The organism is Citromicrobium bathyomarinum, from assembly GCF_038594485.1.
In the GTDB taxonomy this organism is placed as follows: Bacteria; Pseudomonadota; Alphaproteobacteria; order Sphingomonadales; family Sphingomonadaceae; genus Alteriqipengyuania; species Alteriqipengyuania bathyomarina_A.
In genome coordinates this window covers 403,934-416,288 of record NZ_JBCFZG010000004.1, presented here as the reverse complement: position 1 = coordinate 416,288, position 12,355 = coordinate 403,934, and the positions used below count along the sequence as shown (strand labels likewise).

Below are 12,355 nucleotides of genomic sequence, written 5' to 3'. Positions count from 1 at the left end.
GCAACCTAAACCTGAACGGCCGTTTTCCGGTCCGAGGGTTGCCCGATAGACAATCTAGACCCACCCGTTTGCCCAAGGATTCAGAGATGACCCTTTTCCAGAACACCATCCGCCAGGCCACCATTGCCGGTGTCGCCCTGCTCACCACCGCCGTCACGTTCGGCACCGTCGTCACCCCCACCCCGGCGCAGGCGGAGACGGGCGTTTACTACCGCGCAACGCTGGCCCAGCCGGTCGAAAAGCGCACCGAAGTGATCCGCGGCGGGACCTTCATCTGCTCGGGCACCGTGTGCGTCGGCACCAAGGCCCGCTCGCGCCCCGAACTGGTGTGCGAACGTCTTGGCCGCGCCTTCGGGACCGTTTCCAGCTTCTCCTTCAACGGCAAGGAACTCGACGCAGAGGCGCTCGCCAGCTGCAAGGTCGACTGACCCTTTCGACCAACGCGATTCGGGCCCGACCGGGCCCGGTCGACTCTCCACCGCCGCATCGCCACGCCCCTCGGCGATGCGGCAAACAAAAAGCCCTCCGGCCAGCAGGCTCGGAGGGCTTTTTTGTTACGCACGCGAGAAAAGGAGCGCCGGGGCTTCCCCCCTGCGCTCCGTTACATCGAATCAGCGTGCGATGGTCGCAATCACAGGGCGATCAGCCCTGACGCGCCTTCATCCGCTTGTTGGTCTTGTTGATCACATAGGTCCGCCCGCGACGGCGAATCACGCGGTTGTCGCGGTGGCGGTTCTTGAGCGACTTGAGGCTGTTGCGAATCTTCATGGCACTACCCTGCGGTACAATAAATCATGTCGGAAAAACAAAGCGGCACCGGTGGACCAGCCATCCGATGCCGTCATCATTGACGCCCATGTATTGCGCACGCGCGGAAAGTCAAGCTTGAGCGCCTCTTCGCCGAGAGCGCCCGGCACGGATTGCATCACTCGTGCGTTGCCCGCAAGAGAAGCCCCCGTCCAGCCACCGAAAGGCCCACCCATGAAGGCCCGCACACGAATCGCCCTGCTGTCGCTCCCGCTCGCGCTCGCCGCCTGCGCCACCGGCCGATCGGCCGAACCGATCGAGGTGACGCGCTTTGTCGCACCCGAGGCGCGCGCGCAGCTCGGCGATGCACGGCTGATGGTCGAAACCGCACCCGGCTCGCCCGAACAGGGCCTCGCGCTGGAGCCCTACAAGGAAGCCGTCGCGCGCGAGCTGGCCACCTTCGGCTATATCGAAAATGCACGACCCTCGGCCGAGCAGATCGCCAGCGTCAGCGTCGAACGCACCGAGCTGGATCGAAACGGCCGCCGTAGCCCCGTCAGCGGCAGCATCGGTGGATCGACCAGCACTTACGGCAGCAGCGTTGGCGTTGGGGTCGGGATCAACCTTGGCGGCGGTTCGGGCAGGACCGTGGTGACCCGCATGTCTGTCTTCCTGCGCGACAAGACCAGCGGCGAGGTTCTGTGGGAAGGCCGCGCACGCTTGGTGGCGCCGGCCAAATCACCGCTCGCGCAAAGCGGCCCCGCCGCCTACGCGCTGGCCAATGCGCTGTTCACCGGCTTTCCCGGCAACAGCGGCGAAACAATCGAAGTGGAGGTCAATCCTTGAGCAACATCATCATCGACAGCCGATTCGACAGCGGCAGCATCGACGTGATGACCGTCCATCAGGCGAGCGCGATGCTGCGCCTGAAGCACGACAAAGACAGCGAATTCAAACAGTGGTTCCATTTCCGGGTCGCCAATTGCGGCGGGCGCGAGCTGGTGCTGAAGATCGTCGGCCTGAACGACAGTGCCTATCCCGCCGGGTGGCCCGATTATAACGCCTGCGTTTCCGAAGACCGCGACTTCTGGGGCCGCGCGACCTCCACCTTCGACAAGGACGAGGAAGGCGGCACGCTGACGATTCGCTACACGCCAACGGGCGATCTGGTGTGGTTCGCCTATTTCGCACCCTTCTCGACCGAACGGCACCACGACCTGATCGCCGAATGCGCGAGTGCCGAAGGCGTGTCGCACCGCAAGCTGGGCGAGACGTTCGACGGGCAGTCGATCGATTGCCTCGGCCTAGGCGAAGGCGAAACGCAGGTGTGGCTCTATGGCCGCCAGCATCCGGGCGAAAGCATGGCCGAATGGTGGATGGAAGGCGCGCTGCAAGTGCTGTGCGATCCGTCCGACACGCTGGGCCGCGCGCTGCGCCAGAAGTGCCGCTTCAACATCGTGCCCAACTGCAACCCCGATGGCAGCGCGCGCGGCCACCTGCGGACCAATGCCAAGGGCGTCAATCTCAACCGCGAATGGGCCGATCCGAGCGCCGAGCGTTCGCCCGAAGTGCTCGCGATCCGCAACGCTATGGACGAGACCGGCGTGCATTTCGCGATGGATGTGCACGGCGACGAGGCGATCGATGCGGTGTTCCTCGCCGGGTACGAAGGCATCCCGAGCTGGAGCGACGAGCATGGCGAGCGCTTCTATCGCTACCAGCGCATCCTCGAACGCCGCTGCCCTGACTTCCAGAGCGCAAAGGGCTATCCCAAGTCGGGCGCGGGGCAGGCCAACCTGACGATCAGCACCAACCAGGTCGCCGAACGCTACGCCGCGACCGCGATGACGCTGGAAATGCCGTTCAAGGACAATGCCGACTACCCGGACGAATTGCAGGGCTGGAGCCCCGACCGCTGCAAGATGCTCGCCCGCGAATGCCTCGGCGCGCTCCTCGAATGGCTGGAGAGCGACGAGGGGTAGGACGGCCCCTGCTCCTCCCCCTCAAGGGGGAGGTTGGGTGGGGGTGTACCCCGGGCTGATGGCTGGGAACCCCCACCCCCGGCCCCTCCCCATGGGGAGGGGAGATAGCTGGTGGCACAGGGTGACATGTGTCACCCAGGTGTCACCCCGAGAACTTCCCTGTCTCTCAAGCACTTAGCGCAAGAAGAGTGACACTTTGCGCTTTTTCGCCCCGCGAGAGCCTGTGACGCAGCAGGCGCGAGCAGGGAGAACGACGATAGGAAAGAGCCGCCGCCACGCTAGCTCGTCCGCTTGAAGTAGGAAAATACCCGCCGACGGCTGGCACAACCTTCCCCTCTCCTCGGGGAGGGGAGTGATCCGAACTAATCCAGGTGCGCCGGGCCGAAGCCGTGCGGCAGCAGGTCCGACAGGCGCAATTCCATCACTTCGTTCGCGCCGACGCACAGGACTGCCGGGTCGGTGCCGCCGAGCTGGGCGATCTCGTTGAGCACCTGGCGGCAGCGCCCGCACGGCGTGATCGGTGCATCGCCGCCCTTGCCCGCCGGGCCGGTCACCGCGACCGCTTCCAGCCCGCCGCGACGCCCCTCGGCCAGCGCTTTCGCCACCGCCAGCGTTTCCGCGCATAGCGACAGGCCGTAGCTCGCGTTCTCGATATTGGTGCCGGTCACGATCGCCCCGTCGGCGAAGCGTAGCGCCGCACCGACCGGGTAATCCGAATAGGGCGCGTAAGCGTTTGCGGCAGCTTCGCGCGCCGCTGCAATCAGTTCTTCGTCTTTCATGGTCTTACCACCACCCATCCCAACGGAGCCTCGCTGCCCGGCCCGTGATAGCTTTCGTTTGCGGTCCACAGCAGCCAAGGGCGGCCGCCGTAATCGGGTTCGAACCGCGTGCGCACCAGCCACAGGTTGCGCTCGATCCGCCCGGCGACGCCATGCGCAGCTTCGAAATCGCGCGTCACCTTCAGGATCGCGGGCTTGCCCGCATGCGCCTCGATCTGGTTGGCGAGGATCGTCAGTTCGCTGCGCACCTGCCCGCTGGTGATCGGCTCGAGGCAGTTCTCTCCCGTATCGCTCAGCTCGATCGCGGGCGGCAGCAGGTTGGCATCGCGCGGCACGATGGTGACGAAGTTCGCGGATTGCCCGTCGGCAGGCACGCAGGGGTCGAAGCGATGCACCGCGCCCACCTTCAGCCCCGCCTTGCGCGCAGCGGCGAGGTTGCGGGTGAAATCGCCCGACTGCTCACCCTCGCCCGAGGTCGCGGGCAAATAGACGAAATCCGCCCCGTTGCCCTTGAGCACTTCGAAATTGATCGTCCCGTCGACGCCCGAAAGATCGACGCCCTGTTCCGGAAACGCGCGTTCCTCCGGTCGCCACTCGCGCATGTCGAGATAGAGCCAGGCCGCCACGCCCAGCGGCGCGACGATCAGCACGGCAAGCAACAGCTTGAGCCACAGCGGGCGTCTGGTCCGGCGTGCCATGATGTCAGCCCCGGATGTGCAAGACGCAGATCAGCGTAAACAGCCGCCGCGCGGTCGCGAAATCGGTTTCGACCTTGCCTTCCAGCCGCTCGACCAGCAGCTCCGCCGCGCCGTTGTGGACGCCTCGCCGTGCCATATCGATCGTTTCGATTTCCTGCGGGGTCGCCTTGCGAATCGCCTGGTAATAGCTGTCGCAGATCGCGAAATAGTCGCGGATGGGGCGGCGGAAACGGGCAAGGCCCAGCAGGATCGTCTCCAACTCGGTGCCCTGTTCGTCGAATATATCGAGCGCCAGGCGATCGTCGCGCACCGACAGCGAGAGGTGATAGGGGCCGTCGGCACCCTTCTCCACCGCGCGCAGCGGCTTGAAGGTGTTTTCCTCGATCAGGTCGAAGATCGCGACCCGGCGCTCCTGCTCGACATCGGCGTTGCGCCAGAGGATCGTCGAATCGTCGAGATCGATGTGCGAGATGCGATGGTCGGCCATGGGTTCGCGATTGCCTTCGCAGAAGCGGGGGGGCTCGGGCAAGACCTCGCGTGCATCGATCGCGCGCCTGCTTGTCTGCCTTTTGCACAGGGGGCTGAAAAATTGGCCGCGAAGGATGGCTTGATGCGACGCGCCGCATCGCACACTGTCCCCCGAATGTCCGACGCCACTTTGATGCTCCATCCGTCCACCGGCGATACCTCTTCCGGCAGCACGACCGAAGAGGGCCGCACGCTGCCTTCCAACGTGGAGGCGGAGGCCGCCTTCCTGGGCGCGATCCTGATCGACAATTCGGTCTACGAGGAACTGCCCAACCCACTGCGCCCAAAGCATTTCTTCGTCCCCGCGCACCGCCTGATCATGGAGCGGGTGCTGACCATGATGGAGCGCGGGGCCACCGCCAGCCCGGTGACGCTCAAGCCCTATTTCGAAGGCAGCGAGCATCTGGAGCAGCTGGGCGGAACGACCTATCTCGCGCGGCTGACGGCGGATGGCCACGGCCTGCTCGCGACGCGCCAGCTGGCCGAACAGATATACGACCTCGCGCTGCTGCGCGAACTGGTGACGGTGGGCCGCACGCTGGTGAACGATGCGCTCGACACGTCGGAAAGGGTCGAACCGCTCCGCCAGATCGAGACGGCGGAAGCCGCGCTGTACGAGATTGCCGAGGGCACCAACATCGGCAGCGACGCGAGCACCTTCAAGGATGCCTCGATCGCCGCGCTGAAGCTGGCGCAGAAGGCGATGAATTCGGATCGCGGCCTGTCGGGCCGCACGACAGGCCTTTCGACGATCGACGACAAGACCGCCGGCCTGCACAATTCCGACCTCGTGATCCTCGCCGGGCGCCCGGGCATGGGCAAGACCTCGCTCGCGACAAATATCGCGTTCAACACCGCCTACGAATATCTGAAGCAGATGCGCGATGGCGGGCCCGACAGCGGCGGCGCACCGGTCGCCTTCTTCAGCCTGGAAATGAGCGCCGACCAGCTCGCCACGCGTATCCTTGCCGAACAGGCCGAGATCAGTTCGGAAAAGCTGCGTTCGGGCGATATCGGCCGCGACGAGTTCACCCGGCTTTCCGAAGCGAGCCAGCGCCTCGCCGACCTGCCGCTCTATATCGACGACACGCCCGCGCTCACCATCGATGCGCTGCGGATGCGCGCGCGGCGGCTCAAGCGGAAGAACAAGATCGGCCTTGTCGTGGTCGACTACCTGCAGCTGCTGCAAGGCTCGGGCCGCGCCAGCGACAACCGCGTGAACGAGATTTCGGAGATCAGCCGTGGCCTCAAGACCATGGCCAAGGAGCTGGAGCTGCCGGTGATCGCGCTGTCTCAGCTGAGCCGTGCGGTGGAACAGCGCGAGGACAAGAAACCGCAGCTGGCCGACCTTCGCGAATCGGGCTCGATCGAGCAGGACGCCGACATGGTGTGGTTCATCTACCGCGCCGAATATTACCACAAGGCGCAGATGCCCAACGTGCCCGACGGCTCCGAATCGCCTGAAGACGCGCAGAAATATCAGGACTGGATGGAGGAGCATCAGAAGCTGGTGAACAAGGCGCTGCTGATCGTCGCCAAGCAGCGTCACGGCTCGACCGGCAACGTGCCGCTGATCTTCCAAAGCGAATACACCAAGTTCAGCTCGCCCTCGTACCGCGACTATTCGGACTTCGGGGAAGAGTAGGCGCGGGGCTGCCCACCGGATTCACGTTGAAAATTCCGGCGCACACCCCTATAGGTCCTGTCGATCCCGAAATTTAAGTGCATGGAGTGCCTCCGCTTATGGCGCGCGTTACCGTTGAAGATTGCGTCGACAAGATCCCCAACCGCTTCGATCTCGTGCTGCTCGCGGCAGAACGCGCGCGCGAAATCTCCGGCGGGGCGGAAATCACGCTTGAGCGCGACCGCGACAAGAACCCGGTCGTCGCGCTGCGCGAAATCGCCGAGCAGACCGTGAAGCCCAAGGACCTGCAGGAAAGCATGGTCACCAACCTGCAGAAGATCCTGCCCGACGACGATGACGAGGTCGATGAAATCGGCTCGCTCAGCCAGTCGGCCGAGGCGCTGCGCGTGACTGCGGCGACCCCGACCCGCTCGACCTCGGTAGGCGGCGACTACGAGGGCTGACGCTCTTCATTCAACAGCACACCGGAACGCGGGGCGGAGCTCATCGGAGCTGCCGCCCCGTCTCTGTTTGGGGCGATCGATGTTCTAAAATGAGGGATTTCCCGCAGCGAGTTTTTGCGATGTAACAATCGGGCCAGATGGCACGCGCAGTTTTTCGCGAGGAGAAGGGAAGGCATGGCGGTCGTTGCGGTCTACAGCGTCAAGGGCGGGGTCGGGAAGACGACCCTTGCCGCCAATCTTGCGTGGTGTGCGGCCACCCAGTCCAGCCGCCGCACGCTGCTGTGGGATCTTGACGCTGCGGGCGGTGCGGGCTTCCTGCTGGGGGTCGATCCGCGCAAGAAACGCCGCGCGCAAAGCGTGATCGCCAAGGAGATCGATGCGGCCAGGCTTATCCGGCACACCCAATACCCCCGGCTCGACCTGCTGCCCGCCGACGAATCGATCCGCGCGCTGGACGTGACGCTGGCCGAAATCGGCAAGAAGAACCGCATCGCGAAGCTGACCTCCGCTCTGGTGAAGGACTACGACCGGCTGATTCTGGATTGCCCGCCGGTCCTGAACGAACTCTCCAGCCAGATCGTCCGCGCCGCCGACCTGATCCTGGTGCCCATCCCGCCCTCGCCCCTGTCCGCCCGCGCGCTCGAAACCGTGCGCGAGGAGGTACAGGCGGAAGGCAGGAAGGCCCCGCCGATCATGCCCGTGTTCTCGATGGTCGACCGGCGACGCGCGCTGCACCGCGATGCGGTCGCGAGCGAAAAGGGCTGGCCCGTGGTCCCTGCGTCGAGCGCGATCGAGCAATGCGCCACGCACCTTGCGCCGGTCGGCGCTTTCGCTCCGCGCAGCGATGCCGCGCGATCTTTCAAGACGCTGTGGACGCAGATCGAGCGCAAGCTGGCCAAGGGCTAGCCCGGTGGCGCGTCACCCATCGACGCCGCGCCCGGTCTTCTCCTGCAAGGCATCGATCCGCAGCGATGCTTCGGCCTTCGTCAGTGACGGGTCGAATTGCTCGAGGTCGCCCGCTTCCTCAGCCAGCGTCTTGAGGTAGCTCGCCTGCGCGCCGGTCATCGCCTCGTCGCCGGTGGTCCAGTTCTCCGGCGACTTTTCGGCATTGGATGAAGGGTTGGCCTTCGGGTGTTCGAGATTGGTAGCCATGATATTCTCCTTTCTGTGCCAACGCGCCATGTTCTTGGTTCGTTCCGAAGAGAAGAGGTAGCCAAGCCATGCGTCTGCGGTATGAATCGCACCATGTCCGACCCCGCCCCCATCGCCCCTCTGTCCGATATCGCCAGCCCTTCGGGGGGAATGATGAGCGATCCGGTCATGCGGGCACTCGCCATCTTCGTTGCAGGGATGGCACTGTTGCTGGCGATCGACCTTGGGAGCGAGCCGCGTGGGCGGATCGGCCAGGATCGGGCGATCGACAGCGCACTTTCGCAGGGAAACACAGCGCTGACCGATGTGGCCCGCGCGCCTGACGGGGAAGAGACGCCCGAAGCGGCCGAACGGCGCGAGCGCGCGCAGTCGGCGACCTTTTTCCTCGAACAGGCCAGCCTTGCGTGGCGTCGCGGCGATGAGTCTCCACCCGATCGGCTGGTGGCTGCGCGGGGCGGCACAAGTGCGCTCGCTTTCCTGGGCAAGCTGTGGGCGCTGGGCTGGCTGCTGCTGCCGCTCGGCATGTTCGCTGCGCGCCTCTCCTGCCCGCGGATCGAGGGACGCCACCCGAACTGGGCGCTACTCTACGGCGCGAGTGCGCTTGGCGGATCGGGCGGTATCATCGCGCTGACCATCGCCATCCATGCGCTCGGCGCGCCGTCGCAACTGGTCCTCGCACCGCTGGTAAGCGCGATCGTGGTGCTCAATGCGTGGTTGCTGAGCAGATACGCGCGGACCGACAGGGCGGCGACGCTGCTGCGGCTGGCGCCGATCCTGGTGATCCTGACGGTTGCGCTGATGCTGGGTCGCGAAGTGTTGCTCAGCCTCGCAATCCTGCCCTAGAGGCTCGACCGCAGATTTGCGGCTGCTAGAAGGGCGCAAGGGGGACCGGCGACATGAGCGAGTTTGGCGACGCACTGGGCACGGCCAGCGAAGGCAGCCTGTTCGCACGCGCGGTTTCGCGCGCCACCGGCCGGGGTAAGGCGGACGAGAGCGGACCCGTCGTCGAAGGAAATTGCCTCAATTGCGGCACAGAGCTGGTCGGCAGCCATTGCCACATCTGCGGCCAGAAGGCGCACCTGCACCGCACGCTGTCGGCCGTGGGGCACGATCTGGTCCATGGCGTGCTGCATCTGGATGGCAAGCTGTGGCGTACTCTGCCGTTGCTGGCGTGGCGCCCGGGGGACCTGACGCGCCGCTATATCGCGGGTGAGCGGGCCGATTTCGTGTCGCCGATGGCGATGTTCCTGTTCACCGTGTTCCTGATGTTTGCGGTGTTCCAGGCGGTCGGCTTCACCACCCCCACCGATATCTCAGCCCCCGACATGAAGCAGTTCGGCAGCGTCCTTGAAAAGGAGCAGGCGCAGCTGAAGGACAAACGCAAGGATCTGGTGGCCAGCCTGGAGGAGACCACCGACCAGGCCGAGGCCAGCCGCATCCGCAGTGCCATCGACGAAGTCGATCAGGACATCGCGTCGATCGAAACCGGTCGATCCGTGATCGAGGGTGATAAAAAGGGCGGAAAGTCGAACCTGAACATCACGATCGGAAACCCCACCGGCAGCGAGTTCATGAAGCACCTCAACGAAAAGTGGCGCAAGAACCCCGGCCTGATGCTCTACAAGCTGCAATCCAACAGCTACAAATTCTCGTGGCTGCTGATCCCGCTATCGCTGCCCTTCGTCTGGCTGCTGTTCGCGTGGAGACGCGAGTTCAAGGCGTATGATCACGCGGTCTTCGTCACCTATTCGCTCGCCTTCATGTCGCTGGTGTTCATCGTGCTGTCGCTGATGGGCAAGATCGGTGTCGGCCTGCCGTGGCTGTTCACGATCTTTTCGACCATCGCGCCGCTGCATATCTACCGCCAGCTGAAACAGGCCTACGGCCTCTCCCGATGGTCGACCATCTGGCGGTTGATCGTGCTGCTGTTCGCGATCTTCGTGGTGATCGCGCTTTTCCTGCAGATCCTGCTGTTTCTGGGCGCGTTCTAGCGGGCGCTGCCCCGACCCGCGACCGGATCGGGGCAGGCGCTATAAATTCAGGTCAGTCGGTTCCGTCGAGCTTGCCGTCGGTGGGTTCGGCCTTTTCGCGCTTCTCGGCCACGTCATCGCGTACGTCGGCGGCACCCTCGCTCACCTTGTCGGCGGCAACCACGGTCGCCTGCTCGATCTTCTCGCCAACCACTTCCGCGTTGGCGGCGGTGTCGGCGGCGGCGCCTTCGGCAAATGCCTTGCCGTCTTCCTTGGTCTGTTCGGAACAGGCGGCCACGCCGAGCGAAGCGGCCGCCAGAGCGACGACCATGGCGACATTCGAACGTTTCATTGCAGGTACTCCCTCGGTGATTCGATCCGGTTAACCATCAGGAGCCAAGCGAGGTTCCCCGTCAAGCCCCCTGCGGGCTGGTACCGCCTTCACCGCCGAAACGCTTGCCCGCCTTGGGCACGGCCGAACCGCTGACGCTGCGCGGCTTGCTCGGCCCACGCGGCTCGTCGGGCCGGTCGAGCTTGCCGTCCTTCAGGAGCTGGTCGATCTCGTCGCCGGTCAGCGTCTCGAACTCGAGCATCGTCTGCGCGAGCAGGTGCAGCTGGTCTTCCTTGGTGGTCAGGATTTCGGTCGCACGCTTGTGCGCGCCTTCCACCAGCGAGCGGATTTCGGCGTCGATCAGCTTGTTGGTCTCGCCCGAACCCATCGTGCGCGCCGACTGGCCCATGCCGAGGTAGCCTTCCTGCTGTTCCTCGTACTGCAGCGGGCCAAGCTTGTCGGACATGCCCCACTTGGTGACCATGTTGCGCGCCAGCGAGGTGGCGTACTGGATATCGGAGCTGGCCCCGCTCGACACCTTGTCGTGCCCGAAGATGATTTCCTCGGCGACGCGGCCGCCCATGGCGACGGCGAGGTCGGCATGCATCTTGTCGCGGTGGTACGAGTAATTATCCCGCTCGGGCAGGCGCATCACCATGCCCAGCGCGCGGCCGCGCGGGATGATCGTCGCCTTGTGGATCGGGTCCGATGCCGGTTCGTTCAGCGAGACGAGCGCGTGGCCCGCCTCGTGATAGGCAGTCATCTTCTTCTCGTCGTCGGTCATCACCATGGAGCGGCGTTCGCTGCCCATCATGACCTTGTCCTTCGCATCCTCGAATTCCTGCATCGCGACCAGCCGCTTGTTGCGGCGCGCGGCGAGCAGGGCAGCTTCGTTGACGAGGTTGGCGAGATCCGCGCCAGAGAAACCGGGCGTGCCGCGCGCGATGGTGCGCGGGTTCACATCGGGCGCCAGCGGCACCTTCTTCATATGCACGTCGAGAATCTTCTCGCGCCCTTCGATGTCGGGCACGGGCACCACGACCTGACGGTCGAAACGGCCCGGACGCAGCAGCGCGGGGTCGAGCACGTCGGGGCGGTTGGTCGCCGCGATGATGATGATGCCTTCGTTCGCTTCGAACCCGTCCATTTCGACCAGCAGCTGGTTCAGCGTCTGCTCGCGTTCATCGTTCGAATTGCCCAGGCCATGGCCGCGCGAACGGCCGACGGCGTCGATTTCGTCGATGAACAGGATACACGGCGCGTTCTTCTTCGCCTGTTCGAACATGTCGCGCACGCGGCTCGCGCCCACGCCCACGAACATCTCGACGAAGTCGGAGCCCGAAATGGTGAAGAACGGAACGCCCGCCTCGCCCGCGATCGCGCGTGCGAGCAGCGTCTTACCCGTACCCGGCGAGCCGACCAGCAACGCGCCCTTGGGGATCGTGCCGCCGAGCTTGGAGAAGCGCTGCGGGTCTTTCAGAAATTCGACGATTTCCTCCAGCTCCTCGCGCGCTTCGTCGATCCCGGCGACATCGTTGAACGTCACCCGGCCCTGCTTTTCGGTCAGCATCTTGGCCTTGGATTTGCCGAAGCCCATCGCGCCGCCCGCGCCGCCGTTCTTCTGCATCTGCCGCAACGCGAAGAACGCGATGCCGAGCAGCAGCAGGAAGGGCAGCGACTGCAGCAGGATGTACAGCAGCAGGTTGGGCTCGTCCTTGGGGGTGCCCGAATAGGTCACGCCGTTTTCGTCGAGCAGCCTGGTCAGGCTCGAATCGCTGCCCACGGGGACGGTCGTGAAGGTCTTGTCGTTCTTGAGCGTGCCGGTGATCCGGTCATCGGAAATCGTCACTTCCTTGACCGTGCCGGTCGCCACGCGCTCGCGGAAATCCGAATAGCTGATCGTGTCGCCCGCATTCTGCGTGGACCCACCGAACATCGACACGGCCAGCAGCAGGGCGAGGAAAATCCCCCCCCAGATCATCAGGCTGCGTACCCAGGGGTTGGGTCCGCCGGGGCCGCCGTTGGTACCGTTCGGCCCCTGCCCGTCGGGCGTGTTCTGGTCGCTCATGAAAAATTCGTC

General features: G+C 64.8%; 15 protein-coding genes. 8 read left to right on the top strand and 7 right to left on the bottom strand.

Features of this window, described 5'->3' with window-relative positions; translation table 11 throughout:
• The first annotated feature begins 86 nt into the window (after positions 1-86).
• Complete coding sequence (locus tag AAG591_RS07710; RefSeq protein WP_342530530.1) at positions 87-428, top strand: CC_3452 family protein; 342 nt, start codon at positions 87-89, stop codon at positions 426-428.
• A gap of 214 nt (positions 429-642) precedes the next feature.
• Here AAG591_RS07710 and ykgO read toward each other — a convergent pair whose 3' ends face one another.
• Positions 643-768 carry a type B 50S ribosomal protein L36 gene (gene ykgO, locus AAG591_RS07705; protein WP_010235965.1) on the bottom strand — a complete coding sequence of 42 codons (126 nt, stop codon included), beginning with the start codon at positions 766-768 and terminating at the stop codon, positions 643-645.
• A 213-nt stretch (positions 769-981) separates the two neighbouring features.
• Between ykgO and AAG591_RS07700 the strand changes: the two genes are divergently transcribed.
• Together AAG591_RS07700 and AAG591_RS07695 are read left to right on the top strand one after the other, a co-directional pair.
• The gene (locus tag AAG591_RS07700; RefSeq protein ID WP_342530529.1) at positions 982-1,593 is read left to right on the top strand and encodes a DUF4136 domain-containing protein; all 612 of its coding nucleotides are present in this window, start codon (positions 982-984) and stop codon (positions 1,591-1,593) included.
• Positions 1,590-2,729 (top strand): M14 family metallopeptidase, encoded by a 1,140-nt coding sequence (locus AAG591_RS07695; protein WP_342530528.1) that lies wholly within the window; start codon positions 1,590-1,592, stop codon positions 2,727-2,729. The genes AAG591_RS07700 and AAG591_RS07695 overlap by 4 nt, the downstream gene beginning before the upstream one ends.
• A 362-nt stretch (positions 2,730-3,091) precedes the next feature.
• Here AAG591_RS07695 and AAG591_RS07690 read toward each other — a convergent pair whose 3' ends face one another.
• Genes AAG591_RS07690 through AAG591_RS07680 form a run of 3 tightly spaced genes read right to left on the bottom strand, consistent with a single transcriptional unit; the run spans position 3,092 to position 4,693 of the window.
• On the bottom strand, positions 3,092-3,508 hold the full coding sequence (locus AAG591_RS07690; protein ID WP_342530527.1) for a cytidine deaminase: 417 nt from the start codon (positions 3,506-3,508) through the stop codon (positions 3,092-3,094).
• Complete coding sequence (locus tag AAG591_RS07685; RefSeq protein ID WP_342530526.1) at positions 3,505-4,206, bottom strand: glycoside hydrolase family 25 protein; 702 nt, start codon at positions 4,204-4,206, stop codon at positions 3,505-3,507. Before AAG591_RS07685 ends, AAG591_RS07690 begins: the two co-directional genes overlap by 4 nt.
• A gap of 4 nt (positions 4,207-4,210) precedes the next feature.
• A complete protein-coding gene (locus AAG591_RS07680) occupies positions 4,211-4,693 on the bottom strand; it encodes a UPF0262 family protein (protein WP_342530524.1) in 483 nt (160 codons plus the stop codon).
• A gap of 174 nt (positions 4,694-4,867) precedes the next feature.
• On the opposite strand from AAG591_RS07680, the gene AAG591_RS07675 reads away from it, so the two are divergent.
• The 3 genes from AAG591_RS07675 (at position 4,868) to AAG591_RS07665 (ending at position 7,728) form a co-directional block, all read left to right on the top strand.
• Positions 4,868-6,379: a replicative DNA helicase gene (locus AAG591_RS07675; RefSeq protein ID WP_342531236.1), complete on the top strand. Its 1,512-nt coding sequence runs from the start codon at positions 4,868-4,870 to the stop codon at positions 6,377-6,379.
• A 98-nt stretch (positions 6,380-6,477) separates the two neighbouring features.
• Entirely contained in the window at positions 6,478-6,822 is a 345-nt protein-coding gene (gene rpoZ, locus AAG591_RS07670) for a DNA-directed RNA polymerase subunit omega (RefSeq protein ID WP_342530523.1), read from the top strand.
• Between the two features lie 174 nt (positions 6,823-6,996).
• Entirely contained in the window at positions 6,997-7,728 is a 732-nt protein-coding gene (locus AAG591_RS07665; RefSeq protein WP_342530521.1) for a ParA family protein, read from the top strand.
• Between the two features lie 12 nt (positions 7,729-7,740).
• Here AAG591_RS07665 and AAG591_RS07660 read toward each other — a convergent pair whose 3' ends face one another.
• Positions 7,741-7,974 (bottom strand): DUF3072 domain-containing protein, encoded by a 234-nt coding sequence (locus AAG591_RS07660; protein ID WP_342530520.1) that lies wholly within the window; start codon positions 7,972-7,974, stop codon positions 7,741-7,743.
• A gap of 93 nt (positions 7,975-8,067) precedes the next feature.
• On the opposite strand from AAG591_RS07660, the gene AAG591_RS07655 reads away from it, so the two are divergent.
• Together AAG591_RS07655 and AAG591_RS07650 are read left to right on the top strand one after the other, a co-directional pair.
• Positions 8,068-8,817 (top strand): hypothetical protein, encoded by a 750-nt coding sequence (locus tag AAG591_RS07655; protein ID WP_342530519.1) that lies wholly within the window; start codon positions 8,068-8,070, stop codon positions 8,815-8,817.
• 53 nt (positions 8,818-8,870) lie between these two features.
• A complete protein-coding gene (locus AAG591_RS07650; RefSeq protein ID WP_342530518.1) occupies positions 8,871-9,965 on the top strand; it encodes a DUF3667 domain-containing protein in 1,095 nt (364 codons plus the stop codon).
• Positions 9,966-10,017: 52 nt separating this feature from the next.
• Here the strand turns inward: AAG591_RS07650 and AAG591_RS07645 are convergent, their stop codons facing one another.
• Positions 10,018-10,296: a hypothetical protein gene (locus AAG591_RS07645; protein WP_342530517.1), complete on the bottom strand. Its 279-nt coding sequence runs from the start codon at positions 10,294-10,296 to the stop codon at positions 10,018-10,020.
• A 61-nt stretch (positions 10,297-10,357) separates the two neighbouring features.
• Complete coding sequence (gene ftsH, locus AAG591_RS07640; protein ID WP_425341643.1) at positions 10,358-12,343, bottom strand: ATP-dependent zinc metalloprotease FtsH; 1,986 nt, start codon at positions 12,341-12,343, stop codon at positions 10,358-10,360.
• Between the last annotated feature and the right edge of the window lie 12 nt (positions 12,344-12,355).